The organism is Thioalkalivibrio sp. AKL6, assembly GCF_000376905.1.
Taxonomy (GTDB): domain Bacteria; phylum Pseudomonadota; class Gammaproteobacteria; order Ectothiorhodospirales; family Ectothiorhodospiraceae; genus Thioalkalivibrio; species Thioalkalivibrio versutus.
In genome coordinates, this window is the sequence record NZ_AQXS01000005.1 from 83,293 (window position 1) to 103,695 (window position 20,403).

Annotated in this window: 20 protein-coding genes and 2 tRNA genes; 4 read left to right on the plus strand and 18 right to left on the minus strand. The window is 66.8% G+C overall.

The window, feature by feature from the left end; all coding sequences use genetic code 11:
* Position 1 precedes the first annotated feature (1 nt).
* From clpP to prmB, 16 genes are all read right to left on the minus strand, one after another.
* Positions 2-643, minus strand: a complete 642-nt coding sequence (gene clpP / locus D575_RS0100480; protein ID WP_018143951.1) for an ATP-dependent Clp endopeptidase proteolytic subunit ClpP — start codon at positions 641-643, stop codon at positions 2-4.
* On the minus strand, positions 640-1,947 hold the full coding sequence (tig, locus tag D575_RS0100485) for a trigger factor (protein WP_018143952.1): 1,308 nt from the start codon (positions 1,945-1,947) through the stop codon (positions 640-642). The genes clpP and tig overlap by 4 nt, the downstream gene beginning before the upstream one ends.
* Positions 1,948-2,029: 82 nt before the next feature.
* Positions 2,030-2,116: transfer RNA gene (locus D575_RS0100490), tRNA-Leu, on the minus strand.
* Between the two features lie 122 nt (positions 2,117-2,238).
* Positions 2,239-2,314: transfer RNA gene (locus D575_RS0100495), tRNA-Lys, on the minus strand.
* Positions 2,315-2,453: 139 nt separating this feature from the next.
* Complete coding sequence (locus D575_RS0100500) at positions 2,454-3,722, minus strand: YeeE/YedE family protein (RefSeq protein WP_019612055.1); 1,269 nt, start codon at positions 3,720-3,722, stop codon at positions 2,454-2,456.
* A 124-nt stretch (positions 3,723-3,846) separates the two neighbouring features.
* Positions 3,847-4,533 carry a 7-cyano-7-deazaguanine synthase QueC gene (gene queC / locus D575_RS0100505; RefSeq protein WP_018143954.1) on the minus strand — a complete coding sequence of 229 codons (687 nt, stop codon included), beginning with the start codon at positions 4,531-4,533 and terminating at the stop codon, positions 3,847-3,849.
* Position 4,534: 1 nt separating this feature from the next.
* Complete coding sequence (queE, locus tag D575_RS0100510) at positions 4,535-5,230, minus strand: 7-carboxy-7-deazaguanine synthase QueE (protein ID WP_018143955.1); 696 nt, start codon at positions 5,228-5,230, stop codon at positions 4,535-4,537.
* Positions 5,227-6,069 (minus strand): tol-pal system protein YbgF, encoded by an 843-nt coding sequence (ybgF, locus tag D575_RS0100515; protein ID WP_026181992.1) that lies wholly within the window; start codon positions 6,067-6,069, stop codon positions 5,227-5,229. The genes queE and ybgF overlap by 4 nt, the downstream gene beginning before the upstream one ends.
* A gap of 15 nt (positions 6,070-6,084) precedes the next feature.
* Positions 6,085-6,639, minus strand: coding sequence for a peptidoglycan-associated lipoprotein Pal (gene pal / locus D575_RS0100520; protein WP_018143957.1), 555 nt, complete (start codon positions 6,637-6,639; stop codon positions 6,085-6,087).
* A 46-nt stretch (positions 6,640-6,685) separates the two neighbouring features.
* Positions 6,686-7,972 (minus strand): Tol-Pal system beta propeller repeat protein TolB, encoded by a 1,287-nt coding sequence (tolB, locus tag D575_RS0100525; protein WP_018143958.1) that lies wholly within the window; start codon positions 7,970-7,972, stop codon positions 6,686-6,688.
* A 34-nt stretch (positions 7,973-8,006) separates the two neighbouring features.
* On the minus strand, positions 8,007-9,020 hold the full coding sequence (gene tolA, locus D575_RS0100530; protein WP_018143959.1) for a cell envelope integrity protein TolA: 1,014 nt from the start codon (positions 9,018-9,020) through the stop codon (positions 8,007-8,009).
* An 11-nt stretch (positions 9,021-9,031) separates the two neighbouring features.
* Positions 9,032-9,484, minus strand: a complete 453-nt coding sequence (gene tolR, locus D575_RS0100535; protein WP_018143960.1) for a protein TolR — start codon at positions 9,482-9,484, stop codon at positions 9,032-9,034.
* Between the two features lie 3 nt (positions 9,485-9,487).
* Positions 9,488-10,162 carry a protein TolQ gene (tolQ, locus tag D575_RS0100540; RefSeq protein WP_018143961.1) on the minus strand — a complete coding sequence of 225 codons (675 nt, stop codon included), beginning with the start codon at positions 10,160-10,162 and terminating at the stop codon, positions 9,488-9,490.
* Positions 10,163-10,194: 32 nt separating this feature from the next.
* On the minus strand, positions 10,195-10,614 hold the full coding sequence (gene ybgC / locus D575_RS0100545; protein WP_018143962.1) for a tol-pal system-associated acyl-CoA thioesterase: 420 nt from the start codon (positions 10,612-10,614) through the stop codon (positions 10,195-10,197).
* Positions 10,611-11,654, minus strand: a complete 1,044-nt coding sequence (gene ruvB / locus D575_RS0100550) for a Holliday junction branch migration DNA helicase RuvB (protein ID WP_026313016.1) — start codon at positions 11,652-11,654, stop codon at positions 10,611-10,613. The genes ybgC and ruvB overlap by 4 nt, the downstream gene beginning before the upstream one ends.
* A 97-nt stretch (positions 11,655-11,751) precedes the next feature.
* Positions 11,752-12,648, minus strand: a complete 897-nt coding sequence (prmB, locus tag D575_RS0100555; RefSeq protein ID WP_018143964.1) for a 50S ribosomal protein L3 N(5)-glutamine methyltransferase — start codon at positions 12,646-12,648, stop codon at positions 11,752-11,754.
* Positions 12,649-12,726: 78 nt separating this feature from the next.
* Here prmB and asd point away from each other — a divergent pair, with 78 nt between their 5' ends.
* Entirely contained in the window at positions 12,727-13,581 is an 855-nt protein-coding gene (asd, locus tag D575_RS0100560) for an archaetidylserine decarboxylase (RefSeq protein ID WP_018143965.1), read from the plus strand.
* Positions 13,582-13,827: 246 nt separating this feature from the next.
* Here asd and D575_RS0100565 read toward each other — a convergent pair whose 3' ends face one another.
* Positions 13,828-14,577, minus strand: coding sequence for a DUF3581 family protein (locus D575_RS0100565; RefSeq protein ID WP_018143966.1), 750 nt, complete (start codon positions 14,575-14,577; stop codon positions 13,828-13,830).
* 42 nt (positions 14,578-14,619) lie between these two features.
* Complete coding sequence (gene recQ / locus D575_RS0100570) at positions 14,620-16,509, minus strand: DNA helicase RecQ (protein WP_018143967.1); 1,890 nt, start codon at positions 16,507-16,509, stop codon at positions 14,620-14,622.
* A gap of 199 nt (positions 16,510-16,708) precedes the next feature.
* Here recQ and D575_RS0100575 point away from each other — a divergent pair, with 199 nt between their 5' ends.
* The 3 genes from D575_RS0100575 (at position 16,709) to D575_RS0100585 (ending at position 20,166) form a co-directional block, all read left to right on the plus strand.
* Positions 16,709-17,170: a c-type cytochrome gene (locus D575_RS0100575; RefSeq protein ID WP_018143968.1), complete on the plus strand. Its 462-nt coding sequence runs from the start codon at positions 16,709-16,711 to the stop codon at positions 17,168-17,170.
* A gap of 5 nt (positions 17,171-17,175) precedes the next feature.
* Complete coding sequence (locus tag D575_RS0100580; RefSeq protein WP_018143969.1) at positions 17,176-18,174, plus strand: diguanylate cyclase; 999 nt, start codon at positions 17,176-17,178, stop codon at positions 18,172-18,174.
* A 171-nt stretch (positions 18,175-18,345) separates the two neighbouring features.
* A complete protein-coding gene (locus D575_RS0100585) occupies positions 18,346-20,166 on the plus strand; it encodes an ABC transporter ATP-binding protein/permease (protein WP_018143970.1) in 1,821 nt (606 codons plus the stop codon).
* The last annotated feature ends 237 nt before the right edge of the window (positions 20,167-20,403 follow it).

A 20,403-nucleotide genomic window follows, 5' to 3' on the forward strand; every position in this document is an offset into this window, starting at 1 on the left:
CTCAATCGCTCGCGGAGTCGCGATGGGTCAGCACGTGGTCGATCAGGCCGTATTCCTTCGCGTCGACCGCGGTCAGGAAACGGTCACGATCGGTGTCCTCCGCGATCTTGTCGATCGACTGGCCGGTATGATGGGCCAGCACACGGTTCAGCTCATCGCGGATCTTCAGGATCTCGCGGGCGTGGATGTCGATATCCGAGGCCTGGCCCTGGAAGCCGCCCAGCGGCTGATGGATCATCACGCGCGAATGCGGCAGGGCATGCCGCTTGCCGGCGGCACCGCCCGCCAGCAGCAACGCGCCCATGCTGGCCGCCTGGCCGACACACAGGGTGCTGACCTCGGGCTTGATGAACTGCATGGTGTCGTAGATCGCCATGCCGGCGGTCACCGCGCCACCCGGAGAGTTGATGTACAGGCTGATTTCCTTGTCCGGGTTTTCCGACTCGAGGAACAGCAGCTGGGCCACGATCACGTTGGCCATATAGTCCTCGACCGGACCCACGCAGAAGATCACTCGATCCTTCAGCAGGCGGGAGTAGATGTCGTAGGCGCGCTCGCCGCGGGCGGTCTGCTCGACCACCATCGGTACCAGGTTCAGGCCCTGGGCGTGTTGTGCGCCCTGGTCGGCCATATCGTGGCTCATTCAGTCGACTCCTTGTTCGGATTCATCACGTCCTGGAAGCTGGTTTCCTTCTCGGTGACCTTGCCCTGCTCGAGCACCCAGTCAACCACCTGATCTTCCAGCACCAGTGACTCCAGGTTGCTCTTCGCCTGGGGATTGGAGCGGTAGTACTGCTTCACCTCTTCCGGATCCTCGTAGGTCGCCGCCATCTCCTCGAGATCGCGCTCGACCCGCTCGGCGTCCACCTCGAACCCCTTCTGTTCGATGATGGCACGCAGCGCCAGACCCAGACGCACGCGGCGCTTCGCCTCTTCCTCGAACAGGCTGTCCGGCAGCGGCTGCGTCTGCTCGGCGCCGCCGAAGCGCTTCTCGGCCTCTTCGCGCAGGCGGTTGACCTCAGACTTCACCAGGGCATCCGGAAGATCGAAGTCGTGCTTGTCGACCACGGCCTCCAGTACCTGCTGCTTGACCCGGCCCTTCAGGGCCTGACGCAGTTCCCGCTCCATATTGGACCGCACATCGGCGCGAAGTTTCTCGACCGAGCCGTCTTCGATCCCGAATTTCTTGGCGAACTCCTCATCCACCTCCGGCAGCTTGGGCCCCTCGACCTTCTTGATGGTCAGCGCGAACTGCGCGGTCTGGCCCTTCAGGTTCTCGGCCGGGTAGTCGTCGGGGAAGGTGACATCAATGGTCGGCTCCTCGCCGGCCTTCACGCCCGTGAGCTGCTTCTCGAAGCCCTCGATCAGGCGCCCGGCGCCGAGCTCGATCTGGAAGTCTTCGGCCTTGCCGCCCTCGAACTCCTCGCCGTTCAGGCTGCCGACGAAGTCCAGCGTCACCCGGTCGCCTTTCTTGGCCTTGCGCTTGACCTCGGCCCACTCCTTGTTCTGCTCGCGCAGGGAGTCGATCACGCGATCGATGTCCTCGTCCCCGACCTCGGCCACCGGGCGTTCGATCTCGACGCCGCTGAAGTCAGCCACGGCCACTTCCGGGAACACCTGAAAGCTGGCGGTGAACTCGATCGCGTCGTCGCCTTCCAGATTGGTCGGCTCGATGCTCGGGTTACCGGCCGGCTCCAGGCCCTCCTGCTGCACCGCCTCGCGGTAGCTTTCCTGCAGGACTTCGCTCATCACCTCCTGGTACACCCCGGAGCCGTAGCGCTGGCGCACGACCTTCAGCGGGACCTTGCCCGGGCGGAAGCCGTCCAGCTTGACCCTTTTGGCGAGGGACTTTAGGCGATTGTCGACCTCGGTATCGATCCGCTCGGAGGGGACCTGGATGGTCATCTTGCGTTCCAGGTTGCCGGTGGCTTCAACAGAAACTTGCATGGAGGGCCTCGTCATAGTTCGGTAATCGGTCATCCCTGCCGATCGCAGTGGTAACCTTCATGGCTGGTCGGAATGCAGACAGTGGTGCGAAAGGAGAGACTCGAACTCTCACGGGTTTTACCCCACTGGGACCTAAACCCAGCGCGTCTACCAGTTCCGCCACTTTCGCGATCTTGCAGAAAACTCTTGTTGCGTTCGCGCGTTAGCCGCGCATTCTAGCGTGTTCCCCACCCACAAACACAAAGAGCCCGTATAGACGGGCCCTTGTGCCGGTGCGGGGACCGGAGAAAATGGTGGGTCGTGTAGGATTCGAACCTACGACCAATTGGTTAAAAGCCAACTGCTCTACCAACTGAGCTAACGACCCTTTTCGGTTCGGCCCGGAGCGAACATCTGGATCGCCCTGGCCGTTGCAAAGTCGAAGGCCCGGGATCGCCGGGCCTCCAGTGCCGCGTAGTTTACGGCGCGACGGGGAAAACGCAAGACGCGCCCCCGTCGCTAGGCCATCAGATGGCTTCCAGCTTGCGCATGCCACCCGGCAGCAGCTTCATGTCCACCAGCGAGGTGATCAGCGCCTTGCCGAAGCTGGCCTCGTCTTCGTAGACCATCTTGTAGTACTGGATCTTCATGGTCAGCGCGGCGCCGAAGACGATCATGATGAACGTCAGGAAGCCGCCCAGGGCCAGCGTGGAGATGCCGGTGATCCCCTGGCCAATGGTGCAGCCCATGGCCAGCACCCCACCGAAGCCCATCAGGATCCCGCCCACGAAGTGGTTGACGAAGTCGCGCACCGAAGCGAACCACTCGAAGCGGAAGGCACGCGTGACCAGGGCCCAGAAGAAGGAACCCAGGATCACGCCGGCCAGCGCCATCACGCCAAAATACAGGACGGTGTTGTCGAAGCCGCTCGACACGTAGCGCAGGCTCTGTCCCATCGGGTTGATGAAGGTGAACGACTGGTTGGCCCAGGGGGCACTCTCGGCCGGACGCTCACCGGCGTCGGCATCCGCCACGAAGTCCCAGTCAGAGACATAGGCTTGCGGGGTGTAGGTGTCCATGCCGTCATCGACCTGGATGTTGCTGGTCAGCCACCAGGCGCCCAGCACCACCAGACCGATCACCAGCCCCCCCAGGATATTGTCAAAGCTGCGACGGAAGTCCGCGGCCTTGAAGATCAGGGCCAGCAGCAGCACGCCGATCACCAGACCCAGCACCAGGCGCGCGGTCAGGCCGTTCTCTTCACCGGCCACCAGCGTGCCCAGATCCTGGCCCGCCGGGGTGGAGATCGCCAGCGCGGTGGTCCAGTCCATGAACAGCAGGGAGTACAGGGTGTCGGACGTGCCCGGGAACGGGCGCACCATGAAGTACGCGATGATCGCGATCACGATCAGTACCATCAGCGACTTGATGTTACCGCCGCCGACGCGCACCAGGGTCTTGTTACCGCAACCCGAGGCATAGGTCATGCCGATCCCGAACAGGAAGCCGCCCAAGGCGTGCTCGACCCACTGGAATTCGGTCATGCGATAGTTGGGGAAGGAGCCATCCGCGCTCAGCACGCCGAAGAACTCGAGGATCGCCACGCCCAGCATGGCCACGGCAATCGCCAGCAACCAGGAACGCATGCGTCCGGTATCGCCCATGTTCACCCAGTCGGACACGGCGCCCATGGTGCAGAAGTTGGTCTTGTTCGCCACGGCTCCCATGATGAAGGCGAGGATGAACGCCCCACCCAGGAACGCCATTGCGGCAGTCGAAAAACTGGAGAATTCCATCACGTATCCTCTCGATGAAAGATTTCAGGGCACGCCTGCACCCATGGGGTGCGCAGCATACATCGGACGCTAGACGAGATCGAGCCCGCTTTCATTCCTGCCCGAGGCATTCCGGGGCCGCGGCTCAGTCGGGGACATAGCGAGTCGGGTCGGGGACACCGGCGGCCGCGAAGCCCTCGCGGCGGATGCGGCAGCTGTCGCAGCGCCCGCATGCGCGGCCGTCGGCGTCGGCCTGGTAGCAGCTGACCGTCTGGCTGTAGTTGACCCCGAGGCGGACCCCGGCCTGGATGATCTCGGCCTTGGACCGGTGCATCAGCGGCGCCCGCACCTCCCAGGGCGTGCCCTCCACCCCGCTGCGGGTCGCCACCCGGGCGAGGTCGCGGAAGGCCTCGATGAAGGCCGGACGACAATCCGGGTAGCCGGAGTAGTCCACCGCATTGGCCCCCACATACAGCAGGCGCGCGTCCAGAGTCTCGGCAAACCCCAGGGCGAGCGCCAGAAACACCGTGTTGCGTGCCGGCACGTAGGTCACGGGGATACCCTCGGTCGGTGCCGTGGGCACGGCGATCGCGGCGTCCGTCAGTGCGGACCCACCAATCGCGCTCAGATCCACCGCCACTACGCGGTGATCCGTCACGCCCTGGGCGGCGGCTACGCGCCGCGCGGCATCCAGCTCCGTGTGATGGCGTTGACCGTAGTCGATCGACAGGGCGTGACAGTCCAGCCCCTCGGCGCGGGCCATGGCCAGGCAAGTCGCCGAATCGAGCCCGCCCGAGAGCAGCACCACGGCCTTCTCCGCGCGCTCACCCATCTCAGCGCCCCGGCTGGTCGCCCCAGAGGAGCTTGTGCAGCTGCATCTGAAAGCGAACCGGGAGACGTTCCGCGATGATCCAGTCGGCCAGGGCCCTCGGTTCCAGTTCGCCGTACACCGGCGAGAACAGGACCTCGACCTCCGGGGCCAGCGCCAGACGCTCCAGCTCGGCTCGCGCCCAGTCAAAGTCCTCGCGCCCGGCCAGCACGAACTTCAGCTGGTCGCCGGCCCTCAGCCGAGGGATGTTGTCGGGGTGGTTGCGAGCGGATTCCTGCGACGCTGGCGCCTTCCAGTCCATCACGATGGCCACCCGCGGATCGACACCCGCGATCGCCATCGCCCCGCTGGTCTCCAGCGAAACACTGAAACCGGCATCGCACAGGCCCTCCAGCAGCGGCAGACAGCCCGGCTGCGCGAGCGGCTCACCGCCCGTCACGCAGACATGCCGGACCCCGGCACGCCCGACCCAGTCGAGGATCGTCGCCAGCATCAGGGCCTCGCCACCCTCGAAGGCGTATTCGCTGTCACACCAGCGACAGCGCAGCGGGCAACCGGTCAGGCGCACGAAGGCGGTGGGCCAGCCCACCTGCGCCGCCTCCCCCTGCAGGGAGACGAACATCTCGGTGATCCTCAGCCGCACCGCGGCCGGATCGATCACCCCGGCGCCCCGGGCATCGCGCAGCGTGTCCGTGGTCATTGGCTGTCTTCGATCCGCCGCAGGCGCTCACGGGCCAGGCGATCCAGGGTGGTCCCGCCGTAGTCGGCCCGTACCGCCTCCAGCGCCTCGCGCGCCGCGTCGAAGTTCTGCAGTTCATAGTGGGCGTAGCCGATCTTCAGCAGGGCATCGCCACCCTTGTCGCTTTCGGGGAAATCCTCTCGCAGCCGCTCGAAATCCTCCAGCGCTGCTTCGAACTCGCCACTGGCGTATTTCGCCTCGGCCAGCCAGTACCAGGCATTGGCGGTGAAGTTGCCCTCGGGGTAGTCCTCGATGAACTGCTCCAGCTTGCGCATGGCGGTGGTGTAATCCCCGGCCATCAGGTCGTCAAACGCCGCCTGATAGGCGGCCTGCTCGTCCGCTTCCGGCAGGTCCAGTTCGACCACTTCCTCCCGCGGCGCAGCATCCGTGGCTACCGCCCCGCTCTCGAACGCGCCCACCCGCTCATCCAGGTGACGGAACTGATCGCGCTGGCGGGTGCTGAGACGGTTCACCTCGTGGCGCAGGGTTTCCACCTCGCCGCGCAGTTCGCGCAGATCCCGACTCAGCGACTCGGAGACCTGCAGCAGTTCGTTCATCGCACTGGAATCCAGCACCCGCTCGACCCGCTCGAGGCGGCGTTCGAGCTGACGGATCTGCGACTGCGTGGCGAACACCGTACCGTCCTGGGCCCCGGCCGTGCCCGGCACCAGGGCCAACGGGGCCAGGGCAAAGGTTACCGCCAGAATGGCGCCAAGAAGAAGGCCCGGACGTCCCGGGCACCGAAACAGAAATGCCCCCGAGGGGGCATTTCCGCAAGACTTGTCGAGCTTTGATTGCATCTGGCTTCCCGTCGCTTAGCGCCGGGATTCGTAGACCAGCTCGACCCGGCGATTCTTGGCCCAGGCCTCCTCGTTCTGCTGGAAGGCCACCGGCATCTCTTCACCATAACTGATGACCTCGAGCTGGTCATCCGAGGCGCCGTTCAGATTCAGCACCCGGCGCACCGACTGCGCCCGGCGTTCGCCCAGAGCCAGGTTGTACTCGCGCGTGCCGCGCTCGTCGGTATGCCCTTCCAGACGCAGGCGCGCACCCGAATTCTGCGAGAGATAGGCGGCATGCGCCTCCAGCATCGGCATGTATTCGGACTTGACCTCGTCGCGGTCGAAATCGAAATACACCAGGCGTTCGGCCAGCGGGCTGTCCGGGTCGTCCAGGGCCGCCGCGTCGAAATCGCGATCTCGACCCAGGCCGCGGGCCTCGGCGGCCTCGCGTTCGGCACGCGCCTGTTCGGCGGCCGCCTCGCGCTCGGCGGCTCGTTCGGCATCCTCGGCATCACGCGTTGGTGTGGCACAGGCCGACAGGGCCGCAATGACGACAGCCGCAAGGGCCAGGCGAAACAGGTTATTCATGGCGTTCGTTTCCTCGAAAAAGGGACAGTAAATAGGTCCGGGGACATCAGTTCAGGGGCGACCAGGCAGGTTCGCGCACCTCGCCTTCGCGGGCGGCCAACCGCTGGTGCACCTGGCCGTCGCGACTGACGGAGCCGAGCACGCCTCGCCCCCCATCCGTCATGGCATACAGGATCATGCTGCCATTGGGTGCGAAGCTTGGCGACTCTGCATCGCGCCCGTCCGTGAGGCGCGTCACACGGCGATCATCCAGATCGAGACGCGCCAGCTGAAATCCGCCATCGCCCCCATGGACGTACACCAATGAGCGACCATCCGGGGAAATCGTGGCCGCCGCCGCGTAGCCGCTCTCGAAGGTGAGACGGCGCGCATTGCCACCGCTGGCCGGCTGGGCATAGATTTGCGGCGCGCCCGCACGATCCGAGGTGAAGTAGATGGTATCGCCGTCGGGCGACCAGACCGGCTCGGTCTCGATCGCGCTGGAGCGCGTCAGTTGACGCAGATCGCCTGAGGCCAGATCCATCACGTAGATATTCGGCGAGCCGTCGCGCGAAAGGCTCAGCGCCAGCTGGCGGCCGTCCGGGGACCAGGCCGGGGCGCTGTTGATGCCGGTAAAACTCGCGATCCGGTTGCGCTCGCCGGTCTCCACATTCTGACGGAACACCTCGGAGCGGCGATTCTCGAAGGAGACGTAGACCAGCTCACGACCGTCCGGCGACCAGTCCGGCGACATGATCGGATCCCGCGACCGGAACAGGGTGCGCGGATTGGCGCCGTCGGAGTCCGCGACCTCCAGGCGAAACTCGCGCGAGTCGTTGCGGCGCTCGACGCTGACAAACGCGATACGCGCACTGAAGGCACCCGGGTCTCCGGTGATCTGCTCGTAGACGATATCCGACACGCGATGCGCGCCGCGGCGCAACATGTCCGCCGGCACCGGGATACGCCAGCCGCCCAGGCGTTCCTCGGCCAGCACGTCGAACACGTGGAACTCGACCATCACGTTGTCGCCGTCGGGGCGCATCGAGCCGACCACCAGGTACTCCAGACCCGCCTCGGCCCAGGGCTGGGCAAGGAAGTCGGCTGGGCCCGAGGGTGCTTGGGGCAAACCGTCGCGTTCGACGTCAAACAACCCGCTCCGGGTCAGGTTCGCGGCCAGGATCTGGTCCACATCCTCGCCCGGACGCCCGTCGCCGTCCCAGGTGAACGGAGCCACAGCCACCGGGATCGCACCCGTCACCCCCTCGGTTACCGTCACTTCCAGAACGGCCTGGGCCTGCGCCGACCACAGCAGCGCCAGCCCCAGCAGCATCGCGTGAATCATTCGTTGCATGGTGTTCCTCGTGGCCCGGTTGGCAGCGGGCCGGTCAGTCGGGCTCGAAGCGGATGCTTACCCCGCCGCGCACGGCATCCGCATCCGGCGGGCGCGGCAGCGACGACAGGCGATCCATGGTCTGCCGAACCGAGTCGCAGAAGGCGGTCCCGCCGGAGCAGCTCTCGATGTCGAAATTGATGATACGCCCGGTCTCGTTGACGCGCACGAGAACGATGGCACGATCCGAGGCATCCAGCCCCGATGGCTGGCGCCAGCGGCGCTGCACCACCGACTGCACCTGCGCGCGCCATTCGTTCAGCTCGCGATCCGCCTGTGCCTGGCGTTCCGCGGCCTCGCGCCGGGCCTGCGCCTCGGCCATGCGCTCCTGCTCGCGCTCCATCGCCTCGCGGCGGCGCTGCTCTTCCAGTTCGCGCTCCTGCTCGGCGCGACGCTCGGCCTCTTCCCGTTCGCGGCGTTCGGCCGCCTCGCGCTCGCGGCGCTCCGCCTCTTCCTGCGCCTGACGCTCCGCTTCCTCGCGCTCCCGCCGTTCCGCCGCCTCACGCTCGCGCGCCTCCTCGGCCTCACGCCGGGCCTGTTCCGCAGCCTCGCGCTCCTGGCGGATACGCTCGCGTTCGGCCTCGGCCTCCTCGCGCGCCTGGCGCCGCGCCTCCTCGGCCTCGCGGCGGGCCTGTTCGGCATCCTCCAGGGCCTGCTGGCGCGCGCGCTCCTGTTCCTCGCGGCGGCGTTGCTCCTCGGCCTGGCGGCGCTCTTCCTCGCGCCGGGCCTGTTCCTCGGCGCGGCGGCGTTCCTCTTCGGCGCGCAACTGCTCGGCGACCTGCTCCTGCTCGGCGACTTCGCGCTGGTGTTCGATACGATCGAAGGTCTCGGCATCCACCGCGACCGCGTCGATCACCTCGATATCCTCCTGCACCGCGATCTCGACAGCGGCACGGGTGGAGGTCGGCGAGACGAGGCTGACATTCAGCAACAACGCCGCGAACAACACGCCATGCAGAAGCAGGACGAGGACCAGGCTCAAGGGATGACGGCGCAGGAGCTCGAACACGGCGGGGCGGCTCAGTCCTGGTTGTCGCGCGGCGGCTCGGTGATCAGCCCGACCCGGCCGCCTCCGGCACGCTGCAGGGCAACCATAGCATCGATCACGCGGCCGTAATCGACATTGCGGTCACCGCGCACGAAGGTCTGGGTGCCCGGATTCTCGGCGAGGAACTCGCGCACGATCTCGGTCATCTCCTGCGGCGCCAGCGGCTCGTTCACATAGGGCCCCTGGTTCAGGCTCATGGCGCCGCCAGCATCCACCGTGACCACCAGCGGCTCGGCCGCCTGCGGGTCCTCTTCCATGGCCTCGGCATCGGCCTCCGGGAGGTCGACCTCCACGCCCTGCTGCAGCATGGGCGCGGTGATCATGAAGATGATCAGCAGAACGAGCATCACGTCGATGAACGGCACGACGTTGATCTGCGACATGGGCCGCCGCAGGCGGCGACTGTTGCGACGCGACTCGGCCATGGCTTAGGCCGGCGCCCCGGCGACACCCTCGGCAGGCTTGCCCGCCCCCTGGCGATTCAGCAGGGCCACGAACTCGTCGCCGAAGTTCTCCAGGCGCGAGGCCACGCGGTCAACATCCCCGGCGAAGCGATTGTAGGCGATCACCGCCGGGATGGCGGCGAACAGGCCAAGCGCGGTCGCGATCAGGGCCTCGGCAATCCCGGGGGCCACCATCGCCAGCGTGGCCTGCTGCACCCCGGACAGTCCCAGGAAGGCATGCATGATGCCCCACACCGTCCCGAACAGGCCGATGTACGGGCTGGTCGAGCCAACCGTGGCGAGGAACTGCAGGTAGCGCTCCATCTCGTCGGTCTCGCGCGCGATGGCCACGCGCATCGCGCGGTGCGCGGGCTCGCCGGGCGCCATGCCGTGCTGGCGGGCCCGCAGGAATTCCTTGAAGCCCGAGGAGAAGACATGCTCCATGCCGGACATCTCTGACTTGCGCCGCACCCCCTCGTACAGATGCGACAGATCGGCGCCGGACCAGAAGCGCTCCTCGAATTCATCGCTGGCGCGGTGGGCCGCGTTGAGGGAACGCGCCTTGATGATAATCACCAGCCAGGAGAGCACCGAGGCGACCACCAGGATCACCATGACCAGCTGCACGATCAGACTCGCGTCCATGATCAGCTGGTACATTGAAAAGTCGACTGTCACTTGTCCATCTCCCGTTATGCCTTTGTTCCATCCGCCGCACGCAGCGCGTGCGTCACTTCATCGGGGATTGCCACCGGCGCCTGCCGGGCCACGTCCACACAGGCAATGCCGACCTCGCCGGTCACCAGCACCGCCGCGTCACGCTGCACCGCCTGCGCGAATTCGATGCTGGCGCGGCGCAGACGCTGCACCCGGCAGGTCACCGTCAGGGCCTCGTTGAAATGGGCGGGGCGCTGCATCTCCACAGACAGACGCCGCACGGCGAACACAATTCCGTACTCGGCGCGCAACCGGTCCTGCTCGAAGCCCAGCGCACGCAGCCATTCGGTCCGCGCGCGCTCCATGAATTTCAGATAATTCGCGTGGTAGACCACGCCACCGGCATCGGTGTCCTCGTAATACACCCGCACCGGCCATTCGAAATCCGTCGTCATGGCTGGCGCGCGCCCTCGGCCATCGGCGTCAGCAGGTCACCCTCCTCCGTACGCGCCAGACCAAACATGGCCAGCGTGCGGCGGGTCGCCTGGCGCCCGCGCGGGGTGCGCTGCAGATAGCCCTGCTGGATCAGGAACGGCTCGACCACATCCTCCAGCGTGCCGCGGTCCTCGTTCATCGCGGTGGCCAGACTCTCGACCCCGACCGGGCCGCCATCAAACTTCTCCACCAGCACCTCCAGCAGACGGCGGTCCTGGGCATCCAGCCCCGAGGCATCGATCGCCAGCAGGTCCAGCGCCTGCGCGGCCACATCGAGCGTCACCACGCCGTCGGCCCGCACCTGGGCGAAATCGCGCACCCGCCGCAACAGACGATTGGCCAGACGCGGCGTGCCGCGCCCGCGGCGCGCGATCTCGGTCGCGCCCTCGGCCTCGATCCCCACGCCCAGCAAGCCGGCGGCGCGATTCACGATATGCGCGAGATCCGGGACAGTGTAATGATCGAGGCGCTGGACGATACCGAACCGGTCACGTAACGGGGCCGAGAGCAGCCCGGCGCGGGTGGTGGCCCCCACCAGCGTGAACGGCGGCAGGTCCACCTTGATCGAACGCGCGGCCGGACCCTCGCCGATCACGATATCCAGCTGGCCATCCTCCAGGGCGGGATACAGGATCTCTTCCACCACCGTCGGCAGGCGGTGGATCTCGTCGACGAACAGGACATCGCGCGGCTCCAGCGCGGTGAGGATCGCCGCCAGGTCGCCGGCGCGCTCCAGCACCGGGCCGGAGGTCTGACGCAGGCCCACCCCCAGTTCGTTGGCAATGATATGCGCGAGGGTCGTCTTGCCCAGCCCGGGCGGGCCGGCGACCAGCGTATGGTCCAGGGCCTCGTCACGCCCGCGGGCGGCCTCGATGAACAGCCCCAGCTGCTCGACCACGCGCGGCTGACCGGTGTAGTCCGCGAGCCGTTTCGGGCGCAGGCTGACCTCCGCCCGCTCTTCCTCGGACCGACTCTGCATATCCACCAGACGTGATTCCATAGCCTCGCAGTATGCATCGCCACCGGCGCCGTTTACAGGGCCTGCTGCCGGGTTTTCGGACCGGGGTCCGGGCGCGGGCCCGCGTGGGTCGGCGTGGTCAGGCGCTGGCGGGCAAGTCGCGGGCGTAGACCAGGAACACGCCATGCCCGCCGGCCTCGAACTCCAGCCAGATCATTGGCAGGTCCGGGAAGGCGGCCTCCACCGCGGCCTGGCTGTTGCCGACCTCCACGATCAGCGCGCCGTCCTCGGTCAGGTGCTCGCGGGCCCCGTCCAGGATGCGGCGCACGATATCCAGCCCGTCGCCCCCGGCAGCCAGTCCCAATGCTGGCTCGTGGCGGTACTCGTCCGGCAAGGCCGCCATGTCCTCGGCATCCACGTACGGCGGATTGGACACGATCAGGTCATAGCGGTCGCCGGCTTGCAGCCCATCGAACACGTCGGACTGCAATGCGCGGACTTGTTCGCCCATCTGGTGGCGCTCGATGTTGATCCGAGCCACCGCCAGCGCATCCGGCGAGACATCCGCCAGGTCCACCTGCGCCTGCGGCAGGGCCAGCGCCATCGCGATACCGATGCAGCCACCCCCGGTGCAAAGATCCAGGGCCCGCGTCACCCCATCGGGATCCAGCCACGGTTCGAAGCCCGCGGCGATCAACTCCGCCAGGGGCGAGCGCGGCACCAGCACGCGCTCGTCGACATAGAACGGCAACCCGGCGAACCAGGCCTCGCGGGTCAGGTACGCCGCCGGCTTGCGGGTGGCGATGCGCTCGCGCAACACCGCCACGACCCGCGTGCGCTCGGCCTCGCTCAGGCGCGAATCCCACCACGACTCGGGTAGATCCAGCGGCAGGTGCAGGGTGTGCAGCACCAGCCAGGCCGCCTCGTCAAAGGCGTTGTCGGTGCCATGGCCGAAGGTCAGCCCGGCGCCGCGAAACTGGCTGGCGCCGAAGCGAATGAAGTCGCGCAAGGTGCGCAATCCGGTGGTTGAATCCATGCCCGGTCTTTCCGTTGCGTGCGGGGGCGGTCATCATACCGCCTCGATGTCACTGTGTACGCCCGAACGAGATCCCGCATGAGCAAGATCGACCCCTGGCTGGCGCGCCTGTCGCACCTGCTGCCGCAGCACGCCCTGTCGCGCGTGGTGCATCGTCTGGCGCGCATCGAGTCGCCGCAGCTGCAACCGCTGCTGCGCGCCTTCGTGCGCCGCTTCGGCCTGAACATGGACGAGGCCGCGGAACCGGACCTGACCACCTACCCCAGCTTCAACGCGCTGTTCACCCGCGCCCTGCGCGAGGACGCACGGCCATTGGAGGGGGACGCGAATACCCTGGTCAGCCCGGCCGATTCCCGGGTCAGCGCCGCCGGGCGCATCGAGGGCGGACAGATCTTCCAGGCCAAGGGGCATCACTACACGGTCCGGGAACTGCTGGGCGGGGAGGACGAGCTCGCGGAGGCCTTCCGCCACGGGCACTTCGTGACCCTGTACCTGTCGCCGCGTCACTACCACCGACTGCACATGCCGCTGACCGGCACCCTGACCCACATGATCCATGTGCCCGGACGGCTGTTCTCGGTCGCCCCGCGCATCGTGCGTCACGTGCCGCGGCTGTACGCCCGCAACGAACGCGTGGTGACCTGCTTCGACACCCCGGTGGGGCCGATGGCCATGGCCCTGATCGGCGCCCAGAACGTCGGTTCCATCGAGACCGTCTGGGCCGGCGAGGTCACCCCGCCCCATGGTCGCGAGATCAGTGTGAGCGAGTATCCCGACCGCGAGATCACCCTGGAGCGCGGGATGGAGATGGGACGCTTCAACCTGGGATCGTCAGTCGTGCTGCTACTGCCCGATCACCCACTAAAACTCGCGGAACACCTCACGCCCGAGACCGAAGTCCAGGTTCGCTCGGCGCTCGGCCAGTTCTACTGAGTTTTCAGTACGAAGCACACGCAGACAGGAAGAAGTTCAAGGGCGATTCACAGGAAGACGGGAAATCAGAAGAGTTCTTGAACGCTCACACCCAGCCCCAGTGCCTGGCGCGACGCTGTCGTCCGCAGTTCTCCCCAATGCCCTCGGAGCAAAAACGCCCCGTCTTCCCGCCGACCTGTAAAGGCTTTTCGCTTTGGACCTGGCCCGTCTTCGAGTCTTCGTGCGCGTGGTGGCGAACAAGGCACTTCAGGCCTGGGCCCCGGCCGGCTGATTGAAGTAGGCGGCCTTCCAGCTTTCGTAGTCGGCGACGAGCCGCTCGACATCGGCGGCATCGAACGCGCGCAGCCCGCTCAGCACCAGGTGCTTGCTGCCGTCGGCAACCACCGACTGGTCGATGACCAGTTCGTAGTCCAGGCGAATCTCTCCGCGCTTGCCATTGACCGTCATCACTGCATCCTTCAGACGGGGCTCCGGCACCCCGGCGCTGGCTGCCAGCGGCTCGGGCAGATGAAAACCCATGCGCTCATACATCACCAGTGGGCGCTTGGGGTTCACCATCACGCCGTGCTCTTCCATCAGCGGCACCAGCACGTGCGGGAAGTTCTGGCCGGAAAAGCCGACATAGCTGCGGATCAGCGACTCGATCGCACTGGGCTCGTCGATCACCGCCCCCGAACGCTCGACCTCGATTACGCTCTTGCCACTCTCGTCGGTAATGGCAAAGGCCGCGCCCGGGTTTTCCGGAAAGATCAGCGGCACATTGCCGCCGACCATGCCGGTGAAACGGAAGAGCATGTCCGCGCTCGCGCCGTAGGTGTCCAGCACCAGGGCAAACAGTAGATCCCCCGGGACACAGAAGCGCCGGTTGTCGGCATCGTGGATCGGATTGAAGTCGCCCGCGAGGGTCTTGGCGAAGTCGCTGCCCTGCTCCGGGGTTACGACCAGCTGACCGTCGCGAAGGCGGTAGAAATCCTCAAGGAAGCGGGTATCGGTCACGCGGTCTCCCCGAACGCATCATTTGGTGTGGTTTTCGCACCACTATAGCCCGAAATGCCCCTCGATGGCCTTGATAAAGGCATCGCCGTAGCGTTCCAGCTTGTGCTGCCCGACCCCGGAGATCCCGGCCATCTCGTCATGGGTGCGCGGCGCGGCCGCCACCATCTCCAGCAATGTGGCATCGCTGAAGATCACGTAGGGCGGCACCCCCTGATCCCGCGCCAGCTCGGTACGCAGGCCCCTCAGCGCCTCCCACAGGGAGCGATCCTCGGTGTCCATCGCCGCGACTGTACGGGCCGTATCACGCCGTGCCGGGCTGGCGGTACGTGCCCCCTTCTCCGGACGGGCCGCCTCCTCGCGCAGGTGAATCCCCTCCTCGCCGCGCAGAACCGGGCGACAGGCCGGATCCAGCTTCAGTCCGCCGTAGCCCTCGTCATCCAGGCGCAGCAGCCCACGCGCCAGCAACTGCCGGACCACGCCGCGCCACTGCGCCTTGTCGAGTTCCTTGCCAATACCGAAGGTGCTCAGACGATCGTGTCCCAGACGGGTCAGGCGCTCACTGGCCGAGCCGCGCAGCACGTCGATCACATGCCCGGCGCCGAAGCGCTCGCCGGTTCGATAGATGCAGGACAGGAGCTTTTGCACCGGCACGCTGGCATCCCAGGTCGCCGGCGGCTCCAGGCAGTTGTCGCAGGCCCCGCAGGGTTCCGGCATGTGCTCGTCGAAATATCCCAGCAGGGCCTGGCGGCGACAGCTGGTGATCTCGCAGAAGCCCAGCATGGCCTCCAGCTTCTGCTGTTCGACCCGCTGACGCTCGGCCCCGGCCTGCGACCCCTCCAGCATCTGGCGCAGGGTCACGACATCCTGCAACCCAAAGACCATCCAGGCATTGGCCGGCAGGCCATCGCGGCCGGCGCGGCCGGTCTCCTGATAGTAGCCCTCCAGACTCTTCGGCAGGTTCAGGTGGGCGACGAAGCGCACGTTCGGCTTGTCGATGCCCATGCCGAAGGCGATGGTGGCGACCATCACCACCCCCTCCTCGCGCAGGAAGCGGGTCTGGTTCGCCGCGCGGGTCGCGGCCGGCAGGCCGGCGTGATACGGCAGGGCGGTGACACCCTGCTCCGCCAGCCATTCGGCCACGGCGTCCACCTTCTTGCGTGACAGGCAATACACGATCCCCGCCTCCCCGGCGTGTTCCTCGCGGATGAAGCGCAGCAGCCGATCACGTGCCGAGCCGCCGCGGCCGCCGTCCGCCTGGGCGATGCGGTAACGGATATTGGGCCGGTCGAAGGAACTGACGAAGGCGCGCGCCTGATCGAGGCACAGCCGTTCGCGGATCTCCTGGCGGGTCGGGCCGTCGGCGGTCGCGGTCAGGGCCAGGCGCGGCACCTGTGGAAAACGCTCGGCCAGCACCGCCAGTTGACTGTATTCGGGGCGGAAGTCATGCCCCCACTGCGAGACGCAGTGCGCCTCGTCAATCGCGAACAAGGCGAGGTCGATGCCTTCCAGGCGTTCCAGCATGCCCGAGGCAAACAGCCGCTCTGGCGACATGTACAGGAGATCCAGTTCGCCGGCGTGCAGGGCCGCCAGCACGGAACGCGCCTCGTCCGCCTTCTGGCCGGAGTCCAGGCTGGCCGCGGCCACGCCGTTCTGGCGCAGGGCGGCGACCTGATCCTGCATCAGCGCGATCAGGGGCGAGATCACGATGCCGCAGCCGGATCGAGCCAGCGCCGGGATCTGGTAGCAGAGCGACTTGCCGCCGCCGGTGGGCATCAGCACCACCGCGTCGCCGCCCGCGGTCACATGCTCGACGATCGCCTGCTGCTGGCCGCGAAATTCCGTATAGCCGAAGGTCTCGCGCAGGATCTCCAGTAGCGCCGCCGCCGGAGCGCTTCCCTGCGCTTCTCCAGCTGCAAGACCCGAGGGTTCCAATGGATACACTCCAAACAAGATGACAGGCGGGCAAGACTGCCGAATGCCCGGCACCGCTGCAAGCGACAGGCGTCGGAATCACCCTGCGCCGCCCGCAACCGACACCTTCAAGAAGGCGCTGATTCGGTTTTTTGCGCCTTTCCGCGATAACACCCGCCACGCTAGACTGCCAACCCAGCCCCTCTTCTCCGGAGTCCCAATGCCGACCCCCGTCCGCCTCCTGCCCGTTGTCTGTCTCGCGCTATTGACGCTCGCCGCCTGCTCCGAGGCTCCGGATTCGGACACCGGCGACGCGGCCGCGCAGGCACCCGCCGGCGAGTCGAACGCGGCCTCGGGCTCCACGGCGCAGCTCGACTACAGCCTGCCGCCGGAGGATTTCGCCGCCGACCCCGAGGCCGGCCGCTCGCTGTTCCGGTCCAACTGCATGCAGTGCCACGGGGAGGAGGCGCGCGGCACCGACCAGGGGCCGCCGCTGATCCACCGGATCTACGAACCCTCGCACCACCCGGATATCACCTTCCATCGTGCCGTGGCCCTGGGCGTGCACCAGCACCACTGGGAATTTGGCGAGATGCCTCCGGTGGCCGGCGTATCCGGCGAGGACACCGCCCACATCATCGCGTGGATCCGCCAGGAGCAGCGCGCCGTCGGCATCGACTGATCTCGATGCCCTCCAACGGCAAGGCCGCCATCCGCCAGGTCGTTCACGGTTACCTCGACGCCTGGCTGCGTGAGCGCGACCTCGCGGATGTACTCGAGTGGCACGCACCACAGGTCAGTGGCTTCGGAACCGGAGGCGACGAAGCGGCCTTCACGCCGGAGGACGTGGAGCGCGTCGTCGGACGCGACATCGAACAGGTCCCGGAACCCTTCGACTACGAGATACACCGCGAAGACGTCCGCCTCGTCACGGATGAGGTCGCCCTGGTGATGCTGGTATTCGACATGCTGCTCGACACCCGCGGACAACGGGTGCGACTGAACGGGCTGCGGGCCAGCCTCTTGCTGCACCGGACCGGCGACGGCTGGCGCCTGGAACACCTGCACGGTTCCTTCCCCGCCAGCGTCCACGATGCCGACGAGCCGTACCCGGTCAAGGAGCTGGAGGAACGCGCGCATGTGCTCGAACGCCTGGTCCAGGAGCGAACACACTCCCTGGAGGCGGCCCAGAGACGCCTGGAACGTCTCGCCACCACCGACCCGCTGACGGGCCTGCACAACCGCATGAAGGCGAGCGAGATGCTGGCCGACGAAATCCGGCGGGCCGAACGTCACGGGGGCCTGCTTGGCGCGATCATGATGGATCTGGACCACTTCAAGCCGATCAACGACACCCTGGGGCACGGTCGCGGCGATGCCGTACTCACCCAGGTCGGTCGCGTGATCGCCGCCCGCATCCGCGAAACCGACCGGGCCGCCCGCTGGGGTGGCGAGGAATTCCTCATCCTGTGCCCGCAGGGCGATGTCGTGGCCACGAGCCAACTGGCCGAGGACCTGCGCCGCACCCTTGAGGCCACCGACTTCGAGACCGGGCACGCGCTGACCGCCAGCTTCGGCGTGGCCCAGCTGAACCCGGGCGAGAGCGCGGAGGCCCTGGTCGATCGCGCCGACCGCGCCCTGTACGCTGCCAAAAATGCCGGGCGCAACCAGGTACAGGGCACGTGAACTCGATCCGGCGTCTGCGGGTCGACCTGGAACAGGACCGGGGCGAGGGCTACCGCATCCACCGCTGACCTTCCGCGGACGCAGGGATGAGCCGCTACTGAACGCGCGCCCATGTGCGAATTCCGCCGCGCCTCTCTAAAGTAAGCGACCTACCCAGCCCCGGACTCCCCCATGCGCGGTCATTCCAGCGTGCACGATGCGCCCGACGAGGCGATCAACTGGCGCATCGTTCGCTCCCTGTTCCCCTATCTCGCGGAGTTCCGCGGGCGGCTGTTCCTCGCCCTCGGGCTGATGGGCCTGGCCAAGCTCGCGACCGTGCTGGTCCCGCTGGCACTCAAATACATCGTCGATCACTTCGAGGATTCCGGCACCGACGCGCTGGTGACAGTACCGGTGGCACTGGTGGTGGCCTACGGCCTGTTGCGCTTTGGCGGCACCCTGTTCGGGGAGTTGCGCGACGCGGTCTTCGTGCGGGTGGCCGAGCGCGCCATGCGGCGGGCGGCCCTGCGCGTGTTCGAACATCTGCATCGGCTGGAGCTGAGCTTTCATCTGGCGCGCGAGACCGGCGGCCTGGCCCGGGACATCGAGCGCGGCACCAGCGGTATCAGCTTCCTGCTGCGCTTCATGGTATTCAACATCCTGCCGACCATCATCGAGATCGCGATGGTCGCGGTCATCCTGCTGATCGCGGTGGGCCCGGTATTCACCCTGACGGTGATCATCGCGGTGGCGGCCTACATCGCCTGGTCGGTGTGGATTACCGAGTGGCGCACCCGCTTCGTGCGCGAGGCGAATCAGCGCGACAACGAATCCAACACCCGCGCAATCGACAGCCTGCTGAACTACGAGACGGTGAAGTACTTCGGCAACGAGGGCTTCGAGGCCCGGCGCTACGACGAGGGCCTGGCCACCTGGGAACAGGCGCGCACCAAGAACGTCCTGTCGCTGGTGCTGCTGAACTCGGGGCAGGCCCTGATCATCGCCGGCGCGATCACCGTGATGATGCTGCTGGCCGCCAGCCGCGTGGCCTCGGGGCAGATGTCACTGGGCGACCTGGTCATGGTCAACGCCTACATGATCCAGCTGTTCATGCCGCTGAACTTCCTCGGCTTCGTCTATCGCGAGATCCGCCAGTCGCTGGCGAACATCGAGCGCCTGTTCGGGCTGCTGGAGAAGCCCGTGCAGGTCGAGGACCGGCCGGACGCACCGGATCTCGAGGTCACCAGCGGGCATGTGTGCTTCGAACAGGTCGCCTTCCACTACCAGCCGGAACGGCCGATCCTCGCGGACGTCTCGCTCGACATCCCCGCCGGGCACAAGCTCGCGGTGGTCGGGCCCAGCGGGGCCGGCAAGTCCACGCTCGCCCGGCTGCTGTTCCGCTTCTTTGACGTGACCGGCGGGCGCATCACCATCGACGGACAGGACATCCGCGCGGTGACCCAGCAGAGCCTGCGCCGCGCGATCGGCGTGGTCCCGCAGGACACCGTGCTGTTCAACTCCAGCATTCGCTACAACATCGCCTACGGCGACCCGGAAGCGTCCGAAGAGGCGATCCGGCGCGCGGTCCACCTGGCGCATCTGGACGACTTCATCGAGCGCCTGCCCGACGGCCTGGACACGGTGGTCGGCGAACGCGGGCTCAAGGTCTCCGGCGGCGAGAAGCAACGCATCGCCATCGCCCGCATGCTGTTGAAGGACCCGCCGATCCTGGTGTTCGACGAGGCCACCTCGTCACTGGACTCGGGCTCGGAGAAGGCCATCCTGCAGGCCCTGAACGAGGTCTCGGCGCGGCGCACCACGCTGGTCATTGCCCACCGCCTGTCCACCGTGAAGGACGCCGAACAGATCGTGGTGCTGGACCAGGGCCGCGTGGTCGAACGCGGCACCCATCGCGAACTCCTCGCCAGGAACGGCGCCTACGCCCGCCTGTGGCAACACCAGCAGGAACACGAACCCACCACCGCCAACGCAAGCCCGAACGCCGGGGACTAAACCCTTGTTCACCACGGAGGGGTCAGAGAAAACAGGGAAGTAGGAGTGAGATACGGGTATTGATTGCAGCCTGGGTTACTGCCGGTTAACCGCCGCTGGTTCGTGCGCTTGGCGGCACCCCGCACCCTTGACGGATCGTTCAAATCAGAGCCTTTCGAATTTCTCCGTGTCCTCCGTGCTGAATACGCCCTTGAGTTCCTTCATGTCTTCGTGCGCTTCGTGGTGAACCGAGAAGTG

What these genes read in the sequence shown, in the direction of transcription:
- clpP (WP_018143951.1), bottom strand. Translation starts at nt 643, where the DNA reads ATGAGCCACGATATGGCCGACCAGGGCGCACAACACGCCCAGGGCCTG.
- tig (WP_018143952.1), bottom strand. Translation starts at nt 1,947, where the DNA reads ATGCAAGTTTCTGTTGAAGCCACCGGCAACCTGGAACGCAAGATGACC.
- D575_RS0100500 (WP_019612055.1), bottom strand. Translation starts at nt 3,722, where the DNA reads ATGGAATTCTCCAGTTTTTCGACTGCCGCAATGGCGTTCCTGGGTGGG.
- queC (WP_018143954.1), bottom strand. Translation starts at nt 4,533, where the DNA reads ATGGGTGAGCGCGCGGAGAAGGCCGTGGTGCTGCTCTCGGGCGGGCTC.
- queE (WP_018143955.1), bottom strand. Translation starts at nt 5,230, where the DNA reads ATGACCACGGACACGCTGCGCGATGCCCGGGGCGCCGGGGTGATCGAT.
- ybgF (WP_026181992.1), bottom strand. Translation starts at nt 6,069, where the DNA reads ATGCAATCAAAGCTCGACAAGTCTTGCGGAAATGCCCCCTCGGGGGCA.
- pal (WP_018143957.1), bottom strand. Translation starts at nt 6,639, where the DNA reads ATGAATAACCTGTTTCGCCTGGCCCTTGCGGCTGTCGTCATTGCGGCC.
- tolB (WP_018143958.1), bottom strand. Translation starts at nt 7,972, where the DNA reads ATGCAACGAATGATTCACGCGATGCTGCTGGGGCTGGCGCTGCTGTGG.
- tolR (WP_018143960.1), bottom strand. Translation starts at nt 9,484, where the DNA reads ATGGCCGAGTCGCGTCGCAACAGTCGCCGCCTGCGGCGGCCCATGTCG.
- tolQ (WP_018143961.1), bottom strand. Translation starts at nt 10,162, where the DNA reads ATGTACCAGCTGATCATGGACGCGAGTCTGATCGTGCAGCTGGTCATG.
- ybgC (WP_018143962.1), bottom strand. Translation starts at nt 10,614, where the DNA reads ATGACGACGGATTTCGAATGGCCGGTGCGGGTGTATTACGAGGACACC.
- ruvB (WP_026313016.1), bottom strand. Translation starts at nt 11,654, where the DNA reads ATGGAATCACGTCTGGTGGATATGCAGAGTCGGTCCGAGGAAGAGCGG.
- prmB (WP_018143964.1), bottom strand. Translation starts at nt 12,648, where the DNA reads ATGGATTCAACCACCGGATTGCGCACCTTGCGCGACTTCATTCGCTTC.
- asd (WP_018143965.1), top strand. Translation starts at nt 12,727, where the DNA reads ATGAGCAAGATCGACCCCTGGCTGGCGCGCCTGTCGCACCTGCTGCCG.
- D575_RS0100575 (WP_018143968.1), top strand. Translation starts at nt 16,709, where the DNA reads ATGCCGACCCCCGTCCGCCTCCTGCCCGTTGTCTGTCTCGCGCTATTG.
- D575_RS0100580 (WP_018143969.1), top strand. Translation starts at nt 17,176, where the DNA reads ATGCCCTCCAACGGCAAGGCCGCCATCCGCCAGGTCGTTCACGGTTAC.
- D575_RS0100585 (WP_018143970.1), top strand. Translation starts at nt 18,346, where the DNA reads ATGCGCGGTCATTCCAGCGTGCACGATGCGCCCGACGAGGCGATCAAC.